Genomic DNA, 25,257 nt, shown 5'->3' with positions numbered 1-25,257 from the left:
CAGCGTCTACGACTTGCGCTGCGGACGCATCGCTTCGCCGATGGACACCACGACGGCGCAGATCGCCACCAGCACGATGGATGCTGCGGATGCGGCCGGCAGATCGGTCCCCGTCTCCGAGATTTTGCTGTAGAGCACCAGCGGCAGGATATTCACCTGCGTGCCGGCGAGCGCCAGCGCCGTACCATAGGCGCCGACGGCAACTGCGGCCGTCAGGCAATAGGCGGCGATCAGGCTCGGCAATATCTGCGGCAGCATCACTTCAGTCAGCGTGCGGAAGCTCCCTGCACCGAGCGAGCGCGAGGCCAGCATCTGGTTGCGATCGAAATTGCTGATCGCCGGCAGCACGATCAACACGACGCGTGGCACGAGATAATAGGAATAGGCCAGCCCGAGCCCCACCGGTGAAAAGATGAAGCCACCGATGACAGCGGGATCGAAGCCCAGTTTGGCGAGCAACAGCGTCACGAAGCCAGCGCGGCCGAGCAGAAGAATGAAACCGTAAGCGACGATCAGCCCCGAAAATGTCAGCGGCAGCGAGATCGCGATCAGCGCCGCGGTCCTCAAACCCGGCGCGAAGCGCGCCAATGCAAGCGCCACGCAGAAGCCGACGACGAGCGAGAACAACGGCGCGACCGTGCCCAGCACCATCGTGCCGCGCAGACCGTTCCAGAACACCGGATCGTTTGCCAGACGGCCGAAGGCGCTCCCGCCATCCGCAAAGGCGCCGACAAGCACCGCACAAACCGGGATGAGAAAGAACAGTCCCAGCACCACGCTGCCGGGAACGGCAAAGGCAGCGAGCATGGATGTCGGAACGCGCGCGCTCATCGTGATCTTTATTCCGTAATGACGAAAACGCGATCCCCGCGCTATCGCGGAGATCGCTTTGGTGAGTTCGGCTTACTGGCCGAGGACGGCTTTGGCCCAGCCGGCGTCGATCTCGGCCTTCTTCGCGGTGGCCTTGGCGATATCCATCGCCTGCACCTGCGGCGCGGCCGGCATCTTGTCGGCAACGCTCGGCGGCAGGCTGACACCGGGCACCGCCGGACGCACATAACCCTCGGCGAAGATCTTCTGGCCTTCATCGCTCATGATGAAGTTCAGCCAGAGCTTGCCGGCATTCGGGTTTGGGCCGTTCTTCACCAGCGAGATCGCGTAAGGCGCGGCGGCTGAAGCCTCCTTCGGAATGACGACAGACACGCCGTCGCCGAGACCATCGGTGAACTTGGCCTTCAAACCATCGTTCTCGTAGCCGATCCAGATCGGGATCTCGCCCTTCAGGAACTGCGCGTAAGGCGTGGTGCCGACGGTGCGCAACACATTGCCGGCCTTGGTCAGCTTGCCCAGATAGTCGATACCCGGCGCGACATTGTCCATGCTGCCGCCATTGCCGAAAGCCGCGGCGAAGGCCACCACCTGGCCCTGCCCCGTCGAGCGCGGGTCCTGATACACAATGGCGTTCTTGTATTCCGCCTTCAGAAGATCAGCCCAGCTCTGCGGCACGGTCTTGACCAGCTTGGTGTTGACGAGAAACGCCACGCTCAGCGTGTGGATGGTGAACCAGCGGCCTTCGGCCTCGCGCAGCGGATCGGCGAGCTTGTCGAAATTCACCGGCTTGAAGCCATCGACGACGCCGGCCTTTGCTGCGTCCAGAGCGGACGCTGCAAAGTAATAGGCCGTATCGGCCTGCGGACGATTGCGCGCCTTGTCGAGGGCAACGACGGTCGCGGCCGAACCGAGGTCATTATAGACCATCTCGACGCCGGGATAGCGTTTCTGGAAGGCCTTGAACTGGTTGGCCCAGTTGGCCCAGGTCGGCCCGGTATCGAACGACACGACGAGGCCCTCCTTGCGCGCGGCTTCGTACAGCGTCTTCTCGCCGGCATAGAGTTCGGCGCCTTCGAAGGCCCATGCGGCCGGGCTGATGCTGATGGCGAGGGAAGCTGCGGCAACGCCGCTCAGAAATTTGCGTCGGTTCATGTCGATCTCCTTTATGAGGTCGGGGGAAGAAGGCGGATGGCATCGTGCGGAATGGTCACGCCGGTGATCGGCCCGCGCAGATGGGTTTCGAGACGGATGGCCCCGCCGGCGACGGCCATATCGATCCGCCTGACGGGACCGAGGTAACGGTCGGCGGACATGGAGCCGGCGAAGCAACATGGATTGCTCGTATCGACGGGTCCTGTGATCGGCTCGACCCGTTCAGGACGCACGAACACAGTGACCTTCACGCCAACGCTCTTGCCCTGCGTGTCGCAGGCCAGCGCGCCAATCGGCGTTGTCACCATGCCGTCGCCCGAGACGCTGCCGGACCACAGGTTGGATTGACCGACAAAGGCCGCGACACTGGCATCGGCCGGTGTCTCGTATAATTCGCGCGGCGTGCCGATCTGCACGATGCGGCCGTCCCGCATCATCACGACCTTGTCGGCAATCGACAGCGCCTCTTCCTGATCATGCGTCACAAGCAGCGTCGCAATGCCGGCCTGACGCTGCACGCGCAGAATTTCGTCGCGCATTTCCAGTCGCAATCCCGCATCGAGCGCCGACAGCGGCTCGTCGAGCAGCAGGCCTTGCGGCTCGAACACCAGCGCACGGGCCAGCGCGACGCGCTGCTGCTGGCCGCCGGACAATTCTGCTGGATAGTCTTCCGCGCGCTTGCCCATGCCGACACGTCCGAGCATCTCGATGGCACGCGCGCGCCGATCCTGTTTGGCGATACCGCGCACCTTCAGCGGATAGGCGATGTTTTCCCAAAGCCGCATATGCGGGAACAACGCATAGTTCTGAAACACGACACCCAGACGACGCGCCTCGGGCAGTGACGCGCCGACGTCCTTGCCATCGATCAGGATGCGCCCGGAGTCAGGCTTGAGGAAGCCCGCCAGCAATTTCAAAATCGTCGACTTGCCCGACCCCGACGCGCCGATGATCGCCAGCAATTCGCCGCGGCCGATCTCCAGGGCAATGTCGAACACACCAGTGCTCGTGCCGGGATAGCTGTAGCTCACTTGATCGTATCGCAGCGTCACGCGCCTGCCCCCACTTTACGCCGGCCGGTGACCCGCGCCGTCAGCCCGCTGGTCAGCGATGCGATCATCGCAAGCCCAAGCAATACGACGGTGGCCGCGCAGGCAAAGCCCGTCGCGCCATAGAACGCCTGCAACAGCACCACAGGATAGGTCCGCGACAGAAAGCCCGAGACCAGGTTGGACAATTGAAATTCGCCGATCGACAGCGCTGCCACTGTCAGCATGCAGGACAGCAGACTCGTATGCAGCTGCGGCAGTGTGACGTCCCACATACGTGCCGGAAACGATGCGCCGAGCGTTGCGGCTGCGTGCTCATATTCGGCGAGCCCGAGCTGATCCATATCGGCAACAAGAGCCGTCACCGTATAGGGCAGCGTCAATACGAGGTGCCCCGCCGCCAGTAGCCAAAAACTGCCAAGCCACGGCAATGCATCCGACGAGAAGACGAGGATGAAGCCGAAAGCGAGAACCAGTTCGGGCACGGCAATCGGCATCAGCGTGACGATCCGCGCCGCAAGCCGCACACCACCCCGCGCGCCGGCATGAATGGCGTAAGCGAGCGGAAGTCCAATCAGGATATTGAGGATGCAGGTGGTCGCGACGATCTTCAGGCTGGTGGTGAAAGCGCGGCGAAAGCTGGGATCGCCGGCGACTTCCTGATACCAGCGCCAGGTGAAACCCGACGGCAGCAGCGTGCCGCTCCAGACTTCTCCAAAAGAGCCGACGAACAACAACAGGACTGGCGCCGCGAGAAAAATCAGATAGGCGATCGCGACGAACGGCACGAGCCATGTCCCCTGTCAAATGTGATGCTGAAGTCTGCGCCTCAGTATAACGGCGGCATATCAGTTTTATGACAGAGCGGCAAAGTTATGCATTTGCGAGAAGGCGTGCTGCGATGCGAGCGATGACGCCATCGACATCAGCGACGCGCTCGACCGTATTCACCTCTGGCGCATCGGCCATCGCCAGCACCAGACGATTGAACTGTAGTCCCAGCGCCATCTCCGAGAGTGTCCCGACACCTCCGCCAATCGCGACCAGCACGAGACATGCGCGCGCGATAATGGCATTCCGTGCGGGGCCGATGCCCGTTGCGATGGGGATCGCAACATAGGGATTGGCTGCGTGCCATTCCTCATCGGGCAGCAGACCAACAGGCATGCCGCCCTCCTGTGCATGGCCCTTGCACGCCGCTTCCATCACGCCGTTCTTGCCGCCGCACAGCAGTTGCAGACCATGGCGGGCCAATGCTGCGCCCATCTGTTCAGCGAGATCGCGTTGCGCCTGTGTCGCGTCTCGCGGCCCGATGATGCCGATCGGCACACGGCGCAGCTTGCGCGTTGCTGCAAGCCGCAGCAGTGCTTCGGAAGCGGTCACCGCTTCGCCGCCCTGCGCGGCACTATCGTCGTGCCAATTCAACGCCAGCGGATCGAATACCCGTGCACCATCGCTGAGCTGCTGCGTGCGCTCATTCCAGAACAATGCCTGCATGGTATTAGCCTTCGAGTTCTTGCTGCAATCCGCGCACGAAAGATGTCAGGCCGGTGCGGCGTTCGCGCTTCAGGCGCTCGGCCTTCAGGATCGACTGCACCTCGCTATAGGCCTCTTCCACATTGTGGTTGATGACAATGTAGTCGTATTCGGCCCAGTGGCTCATCTCGTGGCTGGCACGGCTCATGCGTCCGCGGATCACTTCGTCGGAATCCTGCGCGCGGGTATGAAGACGCTTTTCGAGGTCGGCGGCCGAGGGCGGCAGAATGAAGACGCTGACGACGTCGGCCCGCGCCTTCTCGCGCAGTTGCTGCGTACCCTGCCAGTCGATATCGAACAGCACGTCATTACCGGCTGAGAGCGCGGCTTCCACCGGCGCACGCGGCGTGCCGTAGCGGTTATCGAACACCGTGGCCCATTCGAGCAGTTCATTGCCCTTGGCCATCTTCTCGAAGCGCGGCTTGTCGACGAAGATGTAGTCCTTGCCGTCAACCTCGCCAGGCCGCATCGGGCGCGTCGTGGCCGAGACCGACAGTTGCAGCCCCGGCATCCGGTCGATCAGCAGGCGCGTCAGCGTCGTCTTGCCAGCACCGGATGGCGATGACAGCACGAACATCAGCCCACGCCGTTCGACTCCGTCAAAGCCAGCTTCTTGAGAATTTCGGCTGCCCCCGGACATGGTCACTCCAGATTTTGTACCTGTTCACGGAATTGCTCGACCACGTTCTTCATCTCGAGGCCGGTGCTGGTCAATTCCAGATCGTTGGATTTCGAGCAGCAGGTGTTGACCTCGCGGTTGAACTCCTGCGACAGGAAATCCAGCCGCCGCCCCACGGGACCGCCCTTCTTGATCATTTCGCGCGACTGCGAAATGTGCGATGCGATGCGGTCGAGTTCTTCGCGGATGTCGGCCTTGGTCGCCATCATCAACGCTTCCTGATTCAGCCGATCACTATCGAAACGATCCGACGCCTCGAGCAACGTCGCGATCTGTTCGGCAAGCCGTGCACGAATGGCTTCCGGCTTGCGGCCGGGTGCCGCCTCGGCCTTCTTCGACAATGCCTCGATCTCGTTCAGACGCTGGGACAGGATGTCACCAAGCGTCATGCCCTCACGCTTGCGCATCGCGACCAGCGCGGTGAGGGCCTCTTCGAATGCTGCGGCCACGGCAGCCTTCGCCGCCTTGTCCTCGGCCTCGTCAGCCTCGGGCTCGACCACTTCGATGACGCCCTTGATATTCATCAGGCCATCGACGCTCGGCGCGACGGCATCGATCTTGCTGGCCAATTCGGCGGCAATACGCAGCACCGAATTCAGCACCTCTTCGTTGATCCGCACGGTCGAAGCCGCATTGCTGCGCTTAACGGTGAGGTTCGCGTAAACCGTGCCGCGCGACAGCACTTCAGTGGCGCGCTTGCGGGCGACCGCCTCGACTTCGTCGAAACCCGGGGGCATCCGGAAGCGCAGGTCGAAGCCCTTGGCGTTGACGGATTTCAGCTCCCACTCGAAGCTGTAAGGCCCGCTGGTGCCGTGGCTTCGCGCAAAGCCGGTCATGCTCGACAACGCCATCGCGGAACGTCTCCAAAGAATACGAGTAAGATTCGCAAGGCGCGAACCGGCTCAGGTTAGGGCCTTTTCGGGCCAAGGGGAATTCGAAGCAGAAGCCAGCGCAGGCTTGGTGGTACGGCCTATTGCTGGACAACCGGCGGTGTACCCGTCGATTGCGCGGCGCCCTGACGGGCCGGCGCGGCTGGCGCAGGCGTCGTGCGGGCACGCTGCTTGGCCGGTCCGGCGGGCCTGACCGGACTTGTACCCGTCGCGGCGGCAGGATCCGCAGAAGCTCCAGCGGGTGCAGCAGCCTCTTCCGGCGGCTCGACGGCGTCGTTCTGGACGGCCTTCTCGAGCGCACGCAGCTTGCTGACGTTCTTCTGGTGCGCGTCGTAGGTTTCGGTAAAGGCGTGACCGCCGGTGCCGTCGGCAACGAAGAACAGGTCGCGGGTGCGTGCCGGGTTGGCGGTCGCTTCGAGCGACGCACGGCCCGGATTGGCGATCGGGCCCGGCGGCAGGCCTTCCACCACATAGGTATTGTAGGGCGACGGCTGCTGGATCTCGCTGCGCTTGATCGGACGGCCCAATGTGCCCTTGCCGCCGACGATGCCATAGATGATCGTCGGATCGGACTGCAGCTTCATCTTCTGGCGCAGACGATTGGCGAACACGGCGGCCACTCGGCTGCGCTCATCGGCGCGGCCGGTTTCCTTCTCGACGATCGAGGCGAGCGTCACCAGTTGTTCAGGCGTCTTCGCCGGAATGTCGGCGTTACGGCGTTCCCAGACTTCGGCCAGCACGCGCTTCTGCAATTGCTGCATGCGCTGGATCACCTGGTCGCGCGGCGTGCCACGGGGGAATTTGTAGGTCTCGGGCAACAACGTGCCTTCACGCGGCATTTCACGGATCGAGCCGGTGAAGATGTCGTTATCGGTCAAACGCGCGACGATCTGCTCGGAGGTCAGGCCCTCGGGAATCGTGATGGAGTGTTGCACGACCTTGCCTTCGACGATGGTGCCGATGACATCGCGCAGATTGGCGTTCTTCTGGAACAGATATTCGCCGGGCTTCAGTTCCGAGCTGGCCTTCAACGCAAACACGGCGCCGATGAAAACCCAGCGATTGGCTGAGATCACGCCTTCGCGCAGCAACGCTTCGGCGATGTCGCCTTTGCCCGCACGCGCGGGGATATTGACGACCTTTTCTTCCTGCAGCGGTCCCGGCGCTTCCAGCGCCTGACGACCATAGACATACGCGCCACCTGCACCGAGCATGGCGACGATAATGATGGTGATGATGGCATTACCGGCAACCACGAGCGGATTACGCACATGATCGGAACGCTTCGGCGGCGGCGGAACCTGCTCCGGCTCCAGCGCGGCACGCGGACTCCTCGGCGAAATGGGCGGCCTCTCACTCATCGATAGTACCTGATCCTGTCGGTTCAATCGTGACGGGGACAAACACGATCCCCGTCAATAACATACGCCCAGTGTAGGAATTAGCGCGGAATACGGCGAAACGGTGGAGGTTCTCTAACCAGCCACGCGCTGTAGGATCACGGACGCATTAGTACCGCCGAAACCGAATGAATTCGACAAGGCAATGTTGATCTCGCGCTTGCGCGGGGTCAATGCGACGAGATCGATCGCAGTTTCCACCGACGGATTGTCGAGATTGATCGTCGGCGGCGCGATGTTATCCCGAATCGCAAGCACACAGAAGATGGCCTCGACCGCACCAGCCGCACCGAGCAGGTGGCCGATCGACGACTTCGTCGATGACATCGACACTTTTGACGCGGCATTGCCGAGCAGGCGCTGAACCGCGCCGAGTTCGATCTCGTCGCCGAGTGGCGTCGAGGTGCCGTGCGCATTGATGTAGTCGATGTCGGCCGCGGCAATGCCGGCGCGCTTCATCGCAGCGTTCATGCTGCGGAACGCACCATCGCCATCGGGCGTCGGTGAGGTGATGTGATAGGCATCGCCCGACATACCGTAGCCGATGATCTCGGCATAGATGCGTGCGCCGCGCGCTTTGGCGTGCTCGTACTCTTCGAGCACCACGACGCCGGCACCCTCGCCCATGACGAAACCATCGCGGTCCTTGTCGTAGGGCCGCGACGCTTTCTCCGGCGCTTCGTTGAAATTGGTCGAGAGCGCGCGTGCTGCCGCGAAGCCGGCCATCGCCAAACGGCTGATTGGCGACTCTGTACCGCCGGCGACCATGACATCGGCGTCGCCGAGCGCGATCAGACGGCCGGCATCGCCGATCGCATGTGCGCCGGTCGAACATGCGGTGACGACGGAGTGATTGGGGCCTTTAAGGCCGTGCTCGATCGAGACATATCCCGAAGCGAGATTGATTAGGCGGCCGGGAATGAAGAACGGCGACACTTTGCGCGGGCCGCGCTCTTTCAGAAGCAATGCGGTATCGGCAATGCCGGACAGACCGCCGATGCCGGAGCCAATCATCACGCCGGTGGCGCAGCGATCGTCTTCATTGTCGGGGTGCCAGTTGGCATCGTCGAGCGCCTGCTTGGCAGCGCACATCGCATAGATGATGAAGTCGTCGACCTTGCGCTGGTCTTTCGGCTCCATCCACTGGTCGGGATTGAAGGTACCGCCCGTGCCGTCGCCGCGTGGAATCACACAGGCGATCTGGCTGGTGAGATCGGATACATCGAATGTATCGATCCGCTTTGCGCCGCTCTCACCGTTGAGGATGCGCTTCCAGGTCGGCTCGACGCCGCAGCCAAGTGGCGACACCATGCCAAGGCCTGTGACGACCACCCGCCTCATTGTCGTACCTCCATGGCCCATCCTTGAGCCAATGCCTTTGAGCAATGCCTACGCGTCACAGCAAGAAGCCGGTGGATCGCACAAACGCGATCCGGCCGGCTTCAAAATGTGTCGCGCGAAGGTGTCAGCTCTTTGCGTTCTTCTCGAGAAACTTGGTTGCGTCGCCGACGGTCAGAATCGTCTCGGCGGCATCGTCCGGAATTTCGCAGCCGAACTCTTCTTCGAACGCCATCACGAGCTCGACCGTGTCGAGGCTGTCAGCGCCGAGATCATCGATGAAGCTCGCGGCATCGACCACCTTCTCGGGTTCAACACCAAGGTGTTCAACCACGATCTTCTTCACTCGCTCGCCAATCTCGCTCATATCAACCTCGTGCTTGTTACATTGGGCCCGTCCGCAGACGATACGAGCCATCGTGGAGCGTTTAACTCGTTAAACCTTGCGCAGTTGCGCGTCTCTGGATTGACCCCGTCGTCCCGGACGGAGCCTCGCGAAAACGGCAGGCTCGTCCCCGCCAATATACAGGGTTTCAAATTCCTGCAATGGCCTTCTTTGCCCCACCGTTGGAGGTTCGGTTACCATACTTCATTTGGCTTGGCCACATAGCCCGCTGACTGTCCAAACCTCAATTAAATCACGACGTTGGGGTTCCCCCGACGCTTAGATCATCGCCATGCCGCCATTGACATGAATCGTCTGTCCGGTGACGTAGGCCGCCTCATTTGAGCTCAGATAGACCGCTGCTGCCGCAATATCTTCCGGCGAGCCGAGACGCCCTGCCGGCACCTTGGTCAGAATCGTTTCGCGCTGCTTGTCATTGAGCACATCGGTCATCGGCGTTGCGATGAAACCGGGTGCAATGCAATTGGCCGTCACGTTGCGCTTGGCGTATTCCGCACCCAGTGTCTTCATCATGCCGATCAGACCGGCTTTCGCCGCGGTGTAATTCCCCTGCCCGGGATTTCCGGTGACGCCGACCACCGAGGTGATGGCAATGATGCGGCCGAAGCGCTTGCGCATCATCAACTTGGTCGCGGCGCGTGCGAGGCGGAAGGTCGCGGTCAGATTGACGTTGATCACGTCATCCCAGTCTTCGTCCTTCAACTGGACGAACAGATTATCGCGGGTGATCCCGGCATTGCTGACGAGGATGTCGAGCTGGCCCATGGCTTTCTCGGCTGACGGCACCAACTCTTCGACCTCAGCGGCGTTGGAAAGATTGCACGGCAGCACATGCGTGCGATCGCCGAGCTTCGCAGCCAGCGTTTCGAGAACCGCCTTGCGCGTTCCGGACAGTGCCACCGTCGCGCCCTGCGCATGCAAAGCCGTGGCGATGGCTTCGCCGATGCCACCAGTCGCGCCGGTCACGAGCGCCGTCTTGCCTGTCAAATCGAACATCTTGTCTTCTCCTCTGGCCGCTTACGCCGAACGCGCTGCTGCGAGCGCATCCTTGGCGGCGGCAATGTCATTGGGTCCACCGACGGCGACGCCGACGGCGCCTTCGGCAATGCGTTTGACGAGCCCGCTCAGCACCTTGCCGGAGCCGACCTCAAGGAAGCGCGTCACGCCCTGGCCTGCCATATAGGATACGCATTCGCGCCAGCGCACGGTGCCGGTGACCTGCTCGACCAGGCGGCGGCGGATTTCATCCGGATCCGAGATCGGCGCGGCCAGCACGTTGGACACCAGCGGCACCACCGGCTTGTTGATCGTGACCTTGGCCAGCGCGTCCGCCATCACGTCGGCGGCGGGCTGCATCAGGCTGCAATGGAACGGCGCCGACACCGGCAGCAACATCGCACGCTTGGCGCCCTTGGTCTTGGCTATCTCCAGTGCGCGTTCGACCGCAGCCTTGTTGCCGGACACCACCACCTGACCGCCGCCATTGTCGTTGGCGGCGTGGCAGACTTCGCCCTGCGCAGCTTCTTCAGCCACGGACACGGCGGTCTCGTAATCGAGGCCGAGCAACGCCGCCATGGCGCCGACGCCCACCGGCACGGCCTTCTGCATGGCCAAACCGCGGGTCCGCAGCAGGCGGGCCGCATCCGTGACTGAGAGGCTTCCGGCCGCTGCCAGCGCCGAATATTCGCCGAGCGAGTGGCCGGCCACAAAAGCAGCGTCCCTGGCCAGCGAGATGCCGGCTTCGGCCTCAAGCACCCGCATGGTCGCCAGCGACACCGCCATCAGCGCGGGCTGGGCGTTTTCGGTCAATTGGAGGGTTTCGGCCGGGCCGTCCCAGATAATGCCGGTCAGCTTCTCGCTGAGAGCCGAATCGACCTCGTCGAACACGGCCCTGGCGGCGGGAAATGCATCCGCAAGCGCCTTGCCCATGCCGACCGCCTGGGACCCCTGCCCCGGAAAGGTAAATGCTGCGGTCATTGACGCCCCGTCATGTTTTTTGGCTTAAACTCGTTCAAACGTGCGCCGTAAGACACTGGCACGACGGGGAATGTCAAGCCGCAGCGCCCAGGATGCACTACGATCCGGGTTCCCGCCCGCTCCCGGAATCCGCTCATTTGGCCCCCGTTTCGCTTGCCATTACTGGGAAAATCCGTATAAGGCCCCGATCCGCAGATCCCGGCCGGGAGCTGAACGGACGGTCACAGCAAAATCACACACAGGTTTGTTGCGATAGGGCCAGTTGGTCCGTCGTCCCGTGCTCCCGCCTTCTGAGCAATATCGAGTCCTTTCCATAAGGGTTCGAAGGGCTTGCCGCCGGGAAACGCGCTAACCTTGGAAAGGACAGCCATGCCTCTTTATGAGCATGTATTTCTCGCACGTCAGGATGCGAGCGCACAGCAGGTCGAAGACCTCACCACCCAGATGACCGGCATCGTCGAAGGTCTCGGCGGCAAGGTCGTGAAGATGGAAAACTGGGGCGTGCGCTCCCTGACCTATCGCATGAACAAGAATCGCAAGGCGCACTTCGTGCTGATGAACCTCGATGCCCCGTCCGCGGCGGTCACCGAGATTGAGCGCCAGGAGCGTATCAGCGAAGACGTCATCCGTTATCTGACCGTCCGCGTCGAAGAGCACGAGGAAGGCCCGAGCGCCATGATGCGTAAGGCTGATCGTGATCGTGAACGCGACGACCGTGGCGGTGGCTTCCGTGGCGACCGCGAAGGCGGCGGTTTCCGTGGCGACCGTGAAGGCGGTGGCTTCCGTGGTGATCGTGGTCCGCGTCGTCCGCGCGACGACGAAGCAGCATCGGTTGAGGAGTAAGAATAATGGCTGAAGCTGGTGCACGTCGTCCGTTTTTCCGCCGTCGCAAGACCTGCCCGTTCACGGGTCCGAACGCGCCGAAGATCGACTACAAGGATTCCAAGCTGCTGATGCGTTACGTTTCCGAGCGCGGCAAGATCGTGCCGAGCCGCATCACGGCCGTCTCCGCCAAGAAGCAGCGTGAACTCGCCCGCGCCATCAAGCGCTCGCGTTTCCTCGGCCTGCTGCCCTACGTTATCCGCTAAGGCGGTTTTCGGCCGGCGGCCTCGCGCCGCCGGTCGCTTCTATTTCTCATAAGGCTTCCGGGTCGTCCGGTCGCCGATGGTTGGGGCAAGTGCCTCTAACCGCTCAAAGGGGGCGGGACAGCTGATGATCGCAAGTCTTCTCATCGCGTTTGCCGCCGGCGCTGCCTCAGCGCTGATGTTCGCCTCGATCATTTCGGGCGCGTTGATTTCCCTTTTGCTGTTCTATCTCGCGCCGCTACCCTTGATGGTGGCCGCTCTCGGCTGGGGTCCGGTGACTGCTGCCATCGGCGGCATCGCAGCCGGCACCTCGCTCGGCCTGCTGTTCGGCATGCCCTATCTTGCCGCCTTCGTCTTCACCGTGGCACTGCCCGCCTGGTGGCTTGGCCATCTCGCATTGCTCGGCCGTCCAGTGACTGCAGAAGTGCCGGGCGTGAATGGCGCGGCCGCGACCCCCCCCGTGGTCGAATGGTATCCGGTGGGCCGTATGCTGCTGTGGACAGCGGGTTTCGCCGCATTCACGACCATGGGCGCGCTGCTGACGCTCGGTACCGATGGCGACACTATCGTCTCGGCGCTGCGCCGCGCTCTGACCCGCATCCTGGGATCGCGCGGCGGCGCTGGCGACTCCGAACAGGTCATCAATGCCCTGGTGGCGATCGCGCCGGCTGCCGCCGCCATCGTCGCGATCATGACGCTGACGCTCAATCTCTGGCTCGCCGGCCGCATCATCGTGACATCGGGCCGGCTGAATCGGCCGTGGCCCGAGCTGAAATCCGCAGCACTGCCGCCGATGACGATGGTCGCGCTGTGTCTGGCCGTCGCGCTGTCCTTCATGGGCGGAATCGTCGGCATCTTTTCACAGATCGTCACGTCGGCGCTGATGATGGCCTATGCCCTCACCGGCTTCGCCGCGCTGCATACGCTGACCATGGGCATGAAAAGCCGCGTGATGGTGCTCGGTCTGACCTACGCCATGGTGCTCGTCCTCGGCTGGCCCATCCTCACCATGGTTGGCCTCGGCCTCGCCGATGCCTTCTTCGGATTTCGCCAACGTTTTCTCGCACGCAAGCCACCTTCTTCGACGGTGGCCTGACCAACTCAACTCAACACCTGCTCAACACTTAAAGGAGAACGATCATGGAAGTCATTTTGCTCGAACGCGTCGCCAAACTCGGCCAGATGGGCGAAGTCGTCCGCGTCAAGGACGGCTACGGCCGCAACTTTCTGCTGAAGCGTGGCAAGGCGCTGCGCGCCACCGCCGACAACCGCGCCAAGTACGACGGCATGAAGGCTGACCTCGAAGCCAACAACATCAAGGCCAAGGCGGAAGCCACCACAGTTGCCGAGAAGATCGACGGCCGCAACGTCGTCATCATCCGTCAGGCGTCGGAAACCGGTCAGCTGTTCGGTTCGGTGTCGGTGCGCGACATCATCGCCACCTTCGAGGCTGATGGCGTCACCTTCGCCCGCAGCCAGGTGCTGCTCGACGCGCCGATCAAGACCATCGGCCAGCACAAGATCTCGATCGCCGTGCATCCGGAAGTCGAAGTCAGCGTCAGCGTCACCGTTGCCCGTTCGGCCGACGAAGCCGAGCGCATCAACCGCGGCGAAGACATTTCGAGCCGTCAGGAAGATCAGGACGCAGCCGCCGAAGCACTCGCCGCCGCCGGCGAGTTCTTCGATCCGGACGCACAGGGCAATGCCGAAGAAGACAACGGCTAAGCCACGCACCTCGGAGCTTCTGCTCAAACGAGAAAAGCCCGGCCAGATTGGCCGGGCTTTTTTGTATCCTCACTCAAACGACGGCTGATCTACTACTGCGAGATCGGCGGCACCGGCGAGCCTGACGAGGCCGGAGGCGCCGGTGGTGCAGCCGACGCCGGAGGCGGTGGTGGCGGCGCGGCCGGTGCCGGCGAAGGCGCGGCTGGGGCCACAGGAGTCGGCGCGGGCGCTGGCGGAGCTGCGGCTGGCGGAGGCGTTGGAGCCACAGGTGCCGGGGCCGGCGTTGCTGCAGGCGGAGACGCAGGGGCTGCCGGCGCAGGAGGCGCCGGCTCGGCAGGCGCCGGACGGCTTTCCCCTTCAGGCGCCTTCGGAGCCGGCGTGACCGACGGAACGGGATCTGGACGAAGTGCCGGCGTCTCAGGCTTGGCTTCGGGCTTCGCCTCAGGCTTGCTCTCTTCAGCGGGCTTCGCAGGCTCGGTCTTGGCCGGCTCCGGCCGTGGCTCAGACTTGGGTTCAGCCTTCGGCTCAGTCTTGGGTTCGATCTTGGGCTCGTCCTTCACAGGTTCGGCCTTCGGCGGCTCTTCCTGATGACGGCGCCCCTTCTTGTCGAGCTTTTGCTTCTGCGCGGGACGCTCTGCTTCGGCGGCAGCCGGCGACTGTGCGTCTACGGGCTTGGCCGTATCGGGCTTCGCTTCGGGATTGTCTGTCGCCGGGCGCGCCTGTCGCCGGGCATTGCGGCCCTGGCGCGTGCCGGGCTCGGCCTGAGCTGGTGCAACATCGGCATCGGGCTTGGCGGCCTCCTGCGGACGTAGCCGGCGTCCCGGCGGCGGAGCCTCGGACGGCGGCGCAGCACCGGGCTTGGCATCGGCCGGGGCCGGCTTCTGCTCGGTCGTGAGTTCACGGCCCTGACGCGTCAGGTTATCCCCGGCAGGACGGCGATCGGCCGCCCCGTTGGACACGACATAAGCGGCCATGGACGCCGCCATATCTGTACTTGTGGTGTAGTGCTGGCGCAGGAAGGCCGGCAACTGACCGGGTGCCACCGTCTTCAGCAGCCCGCGCGGACTTTTATGGCAGACGGCACAGCCGCCCGCGAAAATCTGGGAGGGTGACTTTCCGGCTTCGAGGTTTTGGGCCTGTGCCGGGACTGCCGCGAAGCTAATCAGGAGCATCACCGTCGCTAAACTGAGCGCTCGGCTCAACATTTCAATCTCCTGATGTGGCTAGCTTAATCACGCGGATCACCTTGTATCCGATTGTGACGTGAATGGAAGCATCGACATATCGCAACGATGTGATCGGAACAATCGGGATAGCGGCATTGCAGCGTGCGCATTGGCACAGGCGGTGCACCGCTACTATCTTCTACACAAGAGCTAGGGAGACAGTTGATCTCGTGCACGGCGGGAAGTTACGCTGTTGCTTCAGTTTGCGCGTGATCGGATCATTGGGGTGATTTCGATGGACCGTCTGTTGCGATTCTTCCTGAGTCAGTACATTCGCCGAGGGGCAATAACCTTCACCACGGCCTCCGGCCAACAGTTTACCTTCGGTGATGGCTCCGGGCCTCCCGTCTCTGCCCGCTTCGTCACCAAAGCCGCCCAACGCCGACTACTTCTCGATCCCGAACTGGCACTCGGCGAGATATTCATGGACGGGCTCCTCGTTATGGAGCGTGGCACCATTGCCGACCTGCTCGCCATCGCCCTGAACCAGCCCGACATGGCGCCCCGCTGGGCCAAGCTGCAATGGTGGCTCCGCTACGTCCTGCGCCACGCCCAGCAGTTCAATCCCCGCAAGCGCTCCCGCAACAACGTTGCCCATCACTACGATCTGGACGCCCGGCTCTACTCATTATTTCTGGATGCCGACAAGCAATATAGCTGCGCCTATTTCGAAGGACCGGACGCGACCCTGGACGACGCCCAGCTCGCCAAGAAGCGCCACCTCGCGGCCAAGATGCTCATCGAAAAAGGCCAACGCGTACTCGACATCGGCTCCGGCTGGGGAGGGCTTGGGCTCTATCTGGCAGAGATGACCGGTGCCAATGTCACCGGCGTTACGCTGTCCACCGAACAGCTGCAGGTCGCCAATGCCCGGGCCGGCGAGAAAAACCTCAAATACCGCGCAAAATTCCTGCTCGAGGACTATCGCGACATCCCCGGTCCATTCCACCGCATCGTCTCCGTCGGCATGTTCGAACATGTCGGCGTCGACCATTACGACACCTACTTCAAGCGATGCGCTGAACTCCTGACAGAGGACGGCGTCATGGTGCTGCACTCCATCGGCCGCCCTGAGGGACCCGGTATCACCAATCCATGGGTCGCCAAGTACATTTTCCCCGGCGGCTACATCCCCGCTTTGTCGGAAGTTCTCCCGGCGATCGAACGGGCCGGGTTACTGGTCTCGGACATCGAAATCCTGCGGCTGCATTATGCCGAGACGCTCAAGGCATGGCGCGAGCGCTTCATGGCACGACGCGAGGAAGCCGTGCGGCTCTATGACGAGCGCTTTGCGCGGATGTGGGAGTTCTATCTGGCGGCGTCCGAAATGTCGTTTCGCATGCAGAACGTGATGAACTTCCAGATCCAGCTCACCAAACGTCAGGACGTGGTGCCGTTCACGCGGGATTATATCGGGCGGGAGGAAGATCGGCTTCGAGCCAGGGAACGGACCCAGCAACCGCGTCTGCAAATTGCCGGCGAATAGGCTGGTTTAGTGCTGGAATAGGAGCGTCGCCTGCCGGCGGCGCAAGACAGGCCGTGGCCGCAAAATGGCGGGGCGCTGGAGGCGCGCTTTGGCGGCGGAGAGCGCTTTCGTATCGCATGGGACATTTTCAAGCTGCGCGGTGCGCTCGAACGTGTCGATCAGCGTGGACAACCACGCAGAACCATCGGTTCCGGTAGCCTGAGTTCCGGCATCGGGATGCTGGTGACGCTGGCCCATGGATCTATCCTTCGCCTCTTATTCGTTTTTAAGCCAACGCCCGGCTCCCCGCGGGGTTCCGGCACTGCCGTGCCTGCCAGCGGCTGGCTCTCTTATAAGTGCGAGAGATCGCCATTCGGTTCAGGCGCGGGGCGCAATTTTTCCGGGTTCCTTAAGCAATGATTCAGACCCCTCCCCTTGCTGCGGTGGAAGCGTCAAGCGCAATGCGCGCGACCGGCCGGAATTCCCCCGCCTTGATGTGTGAATCGTGCATAAGGCCGCTTCGTCCTTCCACTCGGAGACCGTCAGGCGCTTAGTCGCCGACGCCCGCGTGACCACGCCGTTCATCCGCCCAATTCGGAAGACCCAATAGAGACCATGGCCGCATTCGATTCGAACGTTCTCAAGCTCACCCCCGAGGCGGGCACCCCGGCCTATCGGTCGGCGCCGCACAATATCGAGGCGGAACAGGGCGTGCTGGGCGCGATCCTGGTCAATAACGACGCCTTCTACCGGGTCTCGGACTTCCTCAAGGCCGAGCATTTCTTCGAGCCGATCCACCAGACGATCTTCGAAACGGCCGCTGCCATCGTGCGCGCCGGCAAGATCGCCACACCCGTGACGCTGAAGACCTTCCTGCCGACCGACACGGATCTCGGCGGCATGACCGTGGGCCAATATCTCGCCCGCCTCGCCGCCGAAGCCACCACCATCATCAATGCGCAGGATTATGGCCGCACGATCTACGAACTGGCAATCCGCCGCCAGCTGATCAATGTCGGCGAGGACATGGTCAACGTCGCCTATGACGCGCCGGTAGACTTCGCTCCCCGCGCCCAGATCGAGGATGCCGAGCGCCGACTCTATGAGCTGGCCGAAGCCGGCCGCTATGACGGCGGCTTCCAGCGCTTCTCCCAGGCGATGACCACCGCGCTGGACATGGCCGCCAACGCCTATCAGCGCGACGGCAAACTGTCGGGCATCTCCAGCGGGTTGCGCGACCTCGACGCCCGCATGGGCGGCTTGCAGCGCTCCGACTTGATCGTGCTCGCCGGACGTCCCGGCATGGGCAAGACCTCGCTGGCCACCAACATCGCCTACAACATCGCCGCCGCCTATCAGTCCGAAGTGCAGCCCGACGGCAGCATGAAGACCATCAATGGCGGCGTCGTCGGCTTCTTCTCGTGCGAAATGTCGGCCGAACAGCTCGCCACGCGTATTCTCGCAGAGCAGACCGAGATTTCCTCCAGCGCGATCCGCCGCGGCGGCATCACCCAAGCCGAATTCGACAAGATCCGCGACTACACCATCAAGCTGCAGAACCTGCCGCTTTACGTCGACGAAACCGGCGGCCTGTCGATCTCGCAGCTCACCGCCCGCGCCCGCCGCCTGAAGCGGCAAAAGGGCCTCGACGTCATCATGGTGGACTACATCCAGCTGCTGCAGGGCTCCGGCAAGCGCTCCGACAACCGCGTGCAGGAAGTCACCGAGATCACCACCAGCCTCAAGGCGCTGGCGAAGGAATTGAACTGCCCGGTAGTGGCGCTGTCGCAGCTCTCGCGTCAGGTCGAAAATCGTGAAGACAAGCATCCGCAGCTGTCCGACTTGCGTGAATCCGGATCGATCGAGCAGGACGCCGACGTGGTGGTCTTCGTGTATCGCGAGGAATACTATCTGCAGGCCAAGGAGCCGCGACTTGGCACTCCCGAACACGAGAAATGGCAGCTCGAGATGGATCTTGCGCATGGCAAGGCCGAAGTCATCATCGCCAAGCAGCGTCACGGCCCCACAGGCACCGTCGACCTGCAGTTCGAAGGCCAGTTCACCCGCTTCAGCGATCTCGCCGGTGGCGCCCAGTTCCGCGCCCCGCAGGAGTGACGTGCGTGCGGTTGAACCGTCTCTGACGCGCGCATATTGTGCGGCGCAGAAGATCGACCGCGTGATCCAATCGCGCGATCCCTGCGCCAGGATATTTCGATGACCAGCGTCTCCGACCCGAAACCGACAACTCCCACTGAAACGGAGTTGCCCGCAGACGCCAGCGGCATCCTGACCATCGATCTCGACGCCATCATCGCCAATTGGCGCAAGCTCGAAAAGCATGGCGTGCCCGCCGAATGCGGCGCGGCGGTGAAAGCAGACGCCTATGGCTGCGGCATCACCCCCGTGGTGCGCGCGCTGGCGAAGGCGGGCTGCAAGACCTTCTTTGTCGCGACCTTCGACGAAGCTCGCGCCGCCCGCGCGGCCGCGCCCGAAGCCGCAATCTATCTACTGAACGGTTTTCCGCCGAATTCCGGCGATGCGTTGGCCGCCATCAATGTGCAGCCCGTGATCGGCGATCTCAACGAACTCGCCGAATGGGACATGTTCTGCCGCCGCACCGGCTGGAAGGGCGGCGCGGCGGTGCATATCGACACCGGCATGAACCGGCTCGGCCTCGGCCTGGTTGACGTCCAGGGCCTGATCCCGCGCCTCGGCTCGGGCGATCACGGCTTCACGCTGGTGATGAGCCATCTCGCCTGCGCCGAACAACTGCATAATCCGATGAACGCCCGGCAATATTCCAGTTTCCGCGAGGCGTCCTCGCTGTTCTCCGGCGTGCCTGCATCCCTCGCGAATTCGTCAGGCATCTATCTCGGCGCGGCCTATCAGTTCGATCTGATACGTCCGGGCGCAGCGCTCTACGGCGTCAATCCGACGCCGGAAGCCGACAACCCGATGGCACCTGTGGTCGATCTCAAGGTGCGCATCCTGCAGACCCGCAGTGTCGAGCGCGGCGACAGCGTCGGCTACGGTGCCACCTGGGTGGCGCGGCGTCCGACCAGACTTGCGATCATCGCGGCCGGCTACGCCGATGGCTATTTCCGCGCGGCCGGCAGCAGCGATGGTACCCGCGGCGCCGAAGTCATCATCGCCGGCCAGCGCTGCCAGATCGCCGGCCGCATCTCCATGGATCTGCTCGCGGTGGATATCACCGACCTGCCCCACAACGCCGCCCGCCGCGGCCATCTGGCGACGCTGATCGGCGACGGCATCACCGTCGACGAACTCGCGCATCACTACGGCACCATCGCCTATGAGGTGCTGACCAGCCTCGGCCGACGCTACATGCGGGTCTACAAGGGCGGCGACGGCACCGCCGCTGCGGAGCCCGCTGCTGCGTCCTAGACGTCGACCTTGAAGCTGAGTTCGATCTCGGAGGCCGGCAGGCCGCCGCGCACGCCCCAGTTCTCCAAAGGCTGTTCGTTCAGGACGATCTTGATCTCGAGTTCCGGAACGCCGAGCGCCCCAAGGTTCTGCACGATCGTCTTATAGAGGCTTCGCTTGGTCTCGATGGAGCGGCCGGCAAACATCGTGATCTCGACCCGCGTAAAATGCTGCGAGCGCCCGGTCGGCACGATGCGCTGCGTTTCGCTATAGGTGCCCACCGTCACGTCGCGGTCCCAGTCGGGAATTTTGAGCGCCGCCAGCATCGCCGACTGCACGGCCTCGATGACCTCGATCTCACGGCCCCGCGCCCATTCTCCGGTGACTATTCTTGTGACTGGCATCGTCGTCTCCCATCGGATCGGTTGCACCCACACGACTGGAGCGCTCTTGTAACGTCCCGCGCTTGGAGAGTCGCGCCTTGAACTTCATCTTCGTCTGCACGGTCGGCCTTATCGCCGGCACCATTTCCGGGATAGTCGGCACCGGCTCGTCGATCATGCTGATGCCGGTGCTGGTCTGGCAATTCGGGCCGAAGGAAGCCGTGCCGATCATGACGGTCGCCGCCGTGATGGCCAACCTGTCGCGCATCCTCGCCTGGTGGCGCGAGGTCGACTGGCGCGCCACCGCCGCCTATTCGCTCACCGGCATTCCAGCTGCAGCCCTGGGCGCACGTACGCTGCTGGTGCTGCCGTCGCATGTGGTCGATCTCACCATCGGACTGTTCTTCATTGCCATGGTGCCGCTGCGCCACTGGCTGGCGCGGCGCTCCTTCACCATCAGCCTGTGGCAACTCGCACTTGGCGGCGCGATCATTGGCTATCTGACCGGCATCGTCGTCTCCAGCGGCCCACTCAGCGTGCCGCTGTTTCTGTTTTACGGCCTCGCCAAGGGCGCCTTCCTCGCCACCGAAGCCGCGAGTTCGCTCGGCCTGTATCTCAGCAAGTCTGTCACTTTCCAGCGGTTTGGCGCGCTCGATCTCGACGTGCTTGTGAAAGGCCTGATCGCCGGCGCCTCGCTGATGGCCGGCGCGTTCATCGCCAAGCGCTACGTACTGAAGCTGAGCGTCGAGACGTTCCGCCTGGTCATGGACGGGATCATGCTTCTGGCTGGCGCAAGCATGGTGCTGTCAGGCATGGCGCTGATCTAGGGAGTGGACTCACAAGCCGCGGTAAGTATGTCCGCTATCCCCGCGAATTGCAGGCTCAACCAGGACATCACCTCGGGTCCGAAACGCGCCAACAGGAGATTTCCAAACGGCAGGCCGTTGGAAGCTGGCGCTGTTTAAAGTTGTATCTATTACTTAGAAGTACATGCGACTGATTTTCATAGATGCGATCAACCAGCAACAGGTATTAGTATCTCGCAAATCCGCATATCCAACGTGCGCAGTGCAACATAATCCTTTGCCTCGCCGCGTACAGTAAAGCCAATATTTCCAACCTATTATTAAGGTTCGTCATCCACGCTGAAATCCGGAATTTCATTTGTTTCATTTGTAACGACTACTGGACGCTTCATGCGCGCGTTCTATGGAAGACTGGCCCGGCTGCCAGGATTTTCATTGGTGGTGCTCGGCGTCTTCTTTGCGACGTCGATCATCGTTGTGTTTTTGGTGGATCTGCAGGCGCGCCATCATGCGGCGCTTTCTGAGGCAAGAAAGGCAGCACTGAACATCGCCGAGATTCTCGCCGAACACACGGCGCTGACCTTTGAGGGGATCGATCGAACACTGCTCGAAGCCGAGAGAATTCGCGAAGATAACCTTTCGGGAAAGTATGCAACGCCCGAAGCCGCAAATACCGCCTTGCGTCTTCTCAAGAAGGCCTCATCGATCGTCGTTGCCGTCGGCTGGACAGATGCAGCCGGTAACCTTCTGGCGCATTCCTACGATCGCACGCCGCCGCGAAGCAATATCTCCGACATGTTGCACTTCACCGCTCAACGCGATCAGGCCGATGGCCGGCTGTTTATTGCGCCCCCCTATCCGTCGGCTGTCACCGACAAATGGTTGACGGCGGCGTCGCGCCGGTTAAGCAACGCCGACGGCAGCTTTGCAGGGGTCGTAACTGCGCCGCTCGACCCGACACATTTCACGCAGGTCTATCGCGCGATCGATGTCGGCAAGGGCGGATCCGTGCTGTTGCTGCATCGCGCGGGCACGGGGCGGGTTCTTGCGCGAGAGCCCGCGAGAAAAGGAGCCATCGGAAAATCTTTCGCGGATAGCCCGCTCGTCTCCGAATATCTGCCAAAATCGGAAGCGGGCACCTACGAGACGATAGGCGTTATCGACGGCATCGCGCGCCTCGCGGGGTACAAGGCTGTGCCCGGACTGCCGCTGGTCTTGGTCATCACATACGCCCGCAGTGAGGTGCTGGGACCATGGCGCCAGCACCTTTACATGGTGGGCCCGCTCGTCGCCATGATCGTTGCCGTCATCTTATTCGGCACGTTTAGGATTTTGCGCCAGACGAATAGTCTTGCCGTGAAAACTAGGATTCTGGAACGAACGAACATGCAGTTCGATGCTGCCTTGAGCAACATGTCGCTAGGGCTCTGCCTGTTTGACGCGAACAAGAATCTGGTGGTTTCGAATGGCCGCTTCCGCGAGATGTACGGTTTCCCGGAAGAACTCGTCAGGCCCGGAACACCTTTGTCTCTCATGCTGCAGGCCCTCAAAGATCGCGGAAAGCACGATTTGTCCATCGAGGGGGATGTTCAGGAGATTCCGACGAAGCAAAGACAGATTTTTATGACTGCCGACGGTCGCGTGATTTTAATTCAACGCAGGTCGATTGCGGATGGCGGATGGGTCGCAACCCATGAAGACATCACCGAGCAGAAACGCGCACAGCGCTTGTTGACTGATAAAGCTGCTGAACTCGAGCGGATCAACATGCGCTTCGACGCCGCGATGAACAACATGTCGCAGGGTCTTTCGCTGTTTGATGGTGAGCAGAGGATCATTCTTTCAAATGCGCGCTATGCGGAAATCTATCACCTCAACGAGGAACAGGTGAAGCCAGGGACTACGCTGCGGCAAATCATTGAATATCGCCGGGCGAAGAGAACAAATTGCGAAATGGCTGCGGATGTCCTTGTCGACGCCAAACTGAAACTGGAGAAAGAGGTCCAGGAGCTTGTCGACGGGCGCCTCATTTCGATGACGCGCCATCTGATGCCGACCGAAGGGTGGCTGGCGACTCATGAAGATGTCACGGCGCAAAAACACAGGGAGCAGTTGCTGGCCACGAAAGCCGTGGAGCTGGAGCAGACCAACGAACGCTTCGACATTGCGCTGAGCAACATGTCGCAGGGTCTCTGCATGTTCGACGGAGCGAAACGGCTCGTTGTCTGGAATGATCGTTATGCGGAACTATACCAGTTGCCTGCGGCTTTGTTGAAAGTCGGGACGCCTCATGAGGCTATCATCGCCGATCGCGTCTCCCGTGGCATTCTCAAGGGCGGGACGAGCGAACCAGCCATCAGGAAAAAGATAGCTGAATTGGGCCAGCACTCGACCGATTCAAGCTCGGCCAGGGTCGATGAATTTGCGGATGGGCGATTGATGCTCGTCACCCGACAGCCGATGAAGGACGGCGGTTGGGTTGCAACGCACGAAGACATCACCGAACGGCGGCGCGCAGAGGCCGAGATCGTTCACCTGGCGCGTCACGATGCGCTCACGGGACTTGCCAACCGAACACTGTTTACCGAGAAACTTGAGGAGGCGAGCCAGCGTCTTAGCCGCCATGACGATGGCTTTGCCGTGGTCATGCTCGACCTCGATAGATTCAAGACCGTTAACGACACGCTGGGACATCCCGCTGGGGATCGTTTGCTTGTTGAGTTCGCACAACGACTGAAATCGTCGACTCGCGAAACCGATGTGGTGGCCCGCCTTGGCGGTGACGAGTTTGCGATCATCCAGGACGGCGGCCCCAATCCGCAGGAGGGTGCAATCGTGCTTGCCCTCAGGATCATCGATGCCATTGCTCAGCCATTTGATCTCAACGGCCACCAGGCCAGCATCGGGATCAGCATTGGAATTGCCCTCGCTCCGGAACAGGGCGTCGATCCCGAGGACCTGTTGAGAAAAGCAGATCTCGCGCTCTACGACGCCAAGACGGGCGGGCGAAACGATTTCCGCCTGTTCCAGTCCGAAATGATTGAGGCTGCCCACTCGCAGAAGATATTGGCAAACGAACTGCGGGACGCGATCGCGCGAAATGAATTCGAAGTGCACTATCAGCCGGTGGTTGACGCCAAGACACGGCAGATCCGCGGCGCCGAGGCGCTGGTCCGCTGGCGGCATCCGTCGAAAGGGCTCGTCGCTCCCGATCAATTTATTCCGCTCGCGGAAGCGACGGGGCTGATCCTTCCTCTTGGCGAGTGGATCCTGCACCAGGCTTGCACGGATGCAGCGTCGTGGCCGGCTCACCTCAAGATCATGGTCAACATCTCTGCGGTTCAAGTCAGTAAGGGAAAGCTGCTCGACGTCATGCTGGATACTCTGATGGAGACGGGTCTTTCGCCTGAACGGCTGGAGTTGGAAATTACGGAGACGGCTCTTCTTGAGAACGCGACGGCGCATCTGGGGACGATACGGCAGCTGAAGAATCTCGGCATCTCCATAGCGCTCGATGATTTTGGCACTGGTTATTCAACGGCGAGTTATTTGACCAATTTCCCGTTCGACAGGATCAAGATCGACAAATCCTTCGCACAAGGCGCTCCCAATCGCCGCGATTGCGCAGCGGTAGTGTCCTCGGTGCTTGCGCTGGCCCATGGTCTTGGCATCGCAACGACGGCGGAGGGTGTCGAGACCGAAGAGCAATTTGAATATCTGCAGGCTGCAGGCGTGGACCTCGTCCAGGGCTTTCTGTTCGGTCGGCCCGTCCCGCTCTCCGAATTCGACCTCGATGCCGCAGTTTCATTTGGAAATGGTGCTGCTGACGGCGAGTTGTGCGGAGAGGTCATCACCGCAGGGAGATGACCGCCGCCGCCACCGGTGGCCTCCCCCAAACGCAAATCGGCCACCCTGAGGTGGCCGA

General features: G+C 62.1%; 24 protein-coding genes. 9 read left to right on the top strand and 15 right to left on the bottom strand.

Annotated features, from left to right (window positions below):
• Positions 1 to 6 precede the first annotated feature (6 nt).
• The 12 genes from LPB73_RS10040 to fabD all read right to left on the bottom strand — a co-directional run bounded on the left by LPB73_RS10040 (position 7) and on the right by fabD (position 11,258).
• Positions 7 to 831: an ABC transporter permease gene (locus LPB73_RS10040; protein ID WP_231080472.1), complete on the bottom strand. Its 825-nt coding sequence runs from the start codon at positions 829 to 831 to the stop codon at positions 7 to 9.
• 72 nt (positions 832 to 903) lie between these two features.
• Complete coding sequence (locus LPB73_RS10035) at positions 904 to 1,983, bottom strand: extracellular solute-binding protein (RefSeq protein ID WP_231080471.1); 1,080 nt, start codon at positions 1,981 to 1,983, stop codon at positions 904 to 906.
• An 11-nt stretch (positions 1,984 to 1,994) separates the two neighbouring features.
• Positions 1,995 to 3,035 carry an ABC transporter ATP-binding protein gene (locus tag LPB73_RS10030; protein WP_231080470.1) on the bottom strand — a complete coding sequence of 347 codons (1,041 nt, stop codon included), beginning with the start codon at positions 3,033 to 3,035 and terminating at the stop codon, positions 1,995 to 1,997.
• On the bottom strand, positions 3,032 to 3,820 hold the full coding sequence (locus tag LPB73_RS10025) for an ABC transporter permease (RefSeq protein ID WP_116662420.1): 789 nt from the start codon (positions 3,818 to 3,820) through the stop codon (positions 3,032 to 3,034). The genes LPB73_RS10030 and LPB73_RS10025 overlap by 4 nt, the downstream gene beginning before the upstream one ends.
• 85 nt (positions 3,821 to 3,905) lie before the next feature.
• A complete protein-coding gene (locus tag LPB73_RS10020) occupies positions 3,906 to 4,529 on the bottom strand; it encodes a TIGR00725 family protein (RefSeq protein WP_231080469.1) in 624 nt (207 codons plus the stop codon).
• Positions 4,530 to 4,533: 4 nt separating this feature from the next.
• Positions 4,534 to 5,208, bottom strand: coding sequence for a guanylate kinase (gmk, locus tag LPB73_RS10015; protein WP_093758293.1), 675 nt, complete (start codon positions 5,206 to 5,208; stop codon positions 4,534 to 4,536).
• Between the two features lie 2 nt (positions 5,209 to 5,210).
• Positions 5,211 to 6,098: a YicC/YloC family endoribonuclease gene (locus LPB73_RS10010; RefSeq protein ID WP_231080468.1), complete on the bottom strand. Its 888-nt coding sequence runs from the start codon at positions 6,096 to 6,098 to the stop codon at positions 5,211 to 5,213.
• Between the two features lie 119 nt (positions 6,099 to 6,217).
• Positions 6,218 to 7,498 carry an endolytic transglycosylase MltG gene (mltG, locus tag LPB73_RS10005; protein WP_231080467.1) on the bottom strand — a complete coding sequence of 427 codons (1,281 nt, stop codon included), beginning with the start codon at positions 7,496 to 7,498 and terminating at the stop codon, positions 6,218 to 6,220.
• A gap of 114 nt (positions 7,499 to 7,612) precedes the next feature.
• Positions 7,613 to 8,878, bottom strand: a complete 1,266-nt coding sequence (gene fabF / locus LPB73_RS10000) for a beta-ketoacyl-ACP synthase II (protein WP_089263937.1) — start codon at positions 8,876 to 8,878, stop codon at positions 7,613 to 7,615.
• Positions 8,879 to 9,002: 124 nt separating this feature from the next.
• Positions 9,003 to 9,242 carry an acyl carrier protein gene (locus LPB73_RS09995; RefSeq protein WP_006020277.1) on the bottom strand — a complete coding sequence of 80 codons (240 nt, stop codon included), beginning with the start codon at positions 9,240 to 9,242 and terminating at the stop codon, positions 9,003 to 9,005.
• Between the two features lie 297 nt (positions 9,243 to 9,539).
• Positions 9,540 to 10,277, bottom strand: coding sequence for a 3-oxoacyl-[acyl-carrier-protein] reductase (gene fabG / locus LPB73_RS09990; protein WP_089263936.1), 738 nt, complete (start codon positions 10,275 to 10,277; stop codon positions 9,540 to 9,542).
• A gap of 21 nt (positions 10,278 to 10,298) precedes the next feature.
• Entirely contained in the window at positions 10,299 to 11,258 is a 960-nt protein-coding gene (gene fabD, locus LPB73_RS09985) for an ACP S-malonyltransferase (RefSeq protein WP_231080466.1), read from the bottom strand.
• Positions 11,259 to 11,627: 369 nt separating this feature from the next.
• Between fabD and rpsF the strand changes: the two genes are divergently transcribed.
• The 4 genes from rpsF (at position 11,628) to rplI (ending at position 14,068) form a co-directional block, all read left to right on the top strand.
• Positions 11,628 to 12,101, top strand: coding sequence for a 30S ribosomal protein S6 (gene rpsF / locus LPB73_RS09980; protein ID WP_068731054.1), 474 nt, complete (start codon positions 11,628 to 11,630; stop codon positions 12,099 to 12,101).
• A 5-nt stretch (positions 12,102 to 12,106) separates the two neighbouring features.
• On the top strand, positions 12,107 to 12,346 hold the full coding sequence (rpsR, locus tag LPB73_RS09975; protein ID WP_002711478.1) for a 30S ribosomal protein S18: 240 nt from the start codon (positions 12,107 to 12,109) through the stop codon (positions 12,344 to 12,346).
• 124 nt (positions 12,347 to 12,470) lie between these two features.
• Entirely contained in the window at positions 12,471 to 13,439 is a 969-nt protein-coding gene (locus tag LPB73_RS09970) for a hypothetical protein (protein WP_231080465.1), read from the top strand.
• Positions 13,440 to 13,483: 44 nt separating this feature from the next.
• Positions 13,484 to 14,068 carry a 50S ribosomal protein L9 gene (gene rplI / locus LPB73_RS09965; RefSeq protein ID WP_089263933.1) on the top strand — a complete coding sequence of 195 codons (585 nt, stop codon included), beginning with the start codon at positions 13,484 to 13,486 and terminating at the stop codon, positions 14,066 to 14,068.
• A gap of 92 nt (positions 14,069 to 14,160) precedes the next feature.
• Here the strand turns inward: rplI and LPB73_RS09960 are convergent, their stop codons facing one another.
• Positions 14,161 to 15,240: a hypothetical protein gene (locus LPB73_RS09960; RefSeq protein WP_231080464.1), complete on the bottom strand. Its 1,080-nt coding sequence runs from the start codon at positions 15,238 to 15,240 to the stop codon at positions 14,161 to 14,163.
• Positions 15,241 to 15,529: 289 nt separating this feature from the next.
• Between LPB73_RS09960 and LPB73_RS09955 the strand changes: the two genes are divergently transcribed.
• Positions 15,530 to 16,780, top strand: a complete 1,251-nt coding sequence (locus LPB73_RS09955) for an SAM-dependent methyltransferase (RefSeq protein WP_175366149.1) — start codon at positions 15,530 to 15,532, stop codon at positions 16,778 to 16,780.
• A gap of 6 nt (positions 16,781 to 16,786) precedes the next feature.
• On the opposite strand, the gene LPB73_RS09950 is transcribed toward LPB73_RS09955, so the two are convergent.
• Positions 16,787 to 17,017: a hypothetical protein gene (locus LPB73_RS09950; protein WP_175366150.1), complete on the bottom strand. Its 231-nt coding sequence runs from the start codon at positions 17,015 to 17,017 to the stop codon at positions 16,787 to 16,789.
• Positions 17,018 to 17,374: 357 nt separating this feature from the next.
• Here LPB73_RS09950 and LPB73_RS09945 point away from each other — a divergent pair, with 357 nt between their 5' ends.
• Positions 17,375 to 18,874: a replicative DNA helicase gene (locus LPB73_RS09945; RefSeq protein ID WP_068731048.1), complete on the top strand. Its 1,500-nt coding sequence runs from the start codon at positions 17,375 to 17,377 to the stop codon at positions 18,872 to 18,874.
• A gap of 99 nt (positions 18,875 to 18,973) precedes the next feature.
• Positions 18,974 to 20,164 carry an alanine racemase gene (gene alr / locus LPB73_RS09940; protein WP_231080463.1) on the top strand — a complete coding sequence of 397 codons (1,191 nt, stop codon included), beginning with the start codon at positions 18,974 to 18,976 and terminating at the stop codon, positions 20,162 to 20,164.
• Here the strand turns inward: alr and LPB73_RS09935 are convergent.
• Positions 20,161 to 20,547: a tautomerase family protein gene (locus LPB73_RS09935; RefSeq protein ID WP_231080462.1), complete on the bottom strand. Its 387-nt coding sequence runs from the start codon at positions 20,545 to 20,547 to the stop codon at positions 20,161 to 20,163. The two genes, alr and LPB73_RS09935, sit on opposite strands and share 4 nt — an antisense overlap.
• Positions 20,548 to 20,624: 77 nt before the next feature.
• Between LPB73_RS09935 and LPB73_RS09930 the strand changes: the two genes are divergently transcribed.
• The gene (locus LPB73_RS09930) at positions 20,625 to 21,353 is read left to right on the top strand and encodes a sulfite exporter TauE/SafE family protein (RefSeq protein ID WP_231080461.1); all 729 of its coding nucleotides are present in this window, start codon (positions 20,625 to 20,627) and stop codon (positions 21,351 to 21,353) included.
• A 369-nt stretch (positions 21,354 to 21,722) separates the two neighbouring features.
• A complete protein-coding gene (locus LPB73_RS09925) occupies positions 21,723 to 25,199 on the top strand; it encodes a PAS-domain containing protein (protein WP_231080460.1) in 3,477 nt (1,158 codons plus the stop codon).
• Positions 25,200 to 25,257 lie beyond the last annotated feature (58 nt).

It is taken from the genome of Tardiphaga sp. 37S4, from assembly GCF_021044645.1.
In the GTDB taxonomy this organism is placed as follows: Bacteria; Pseudomonadota; Alphaproteobacteria; order Rhizobiales; family Xanthobacteraceae; genus Tardiphaga; species Tardiphaga robiniae.
The sequence above is the reverse complement of the archived record's forward strand: the minus strand, read 5'-3'. Positions and strand labels throughout refer to the sequence as shown.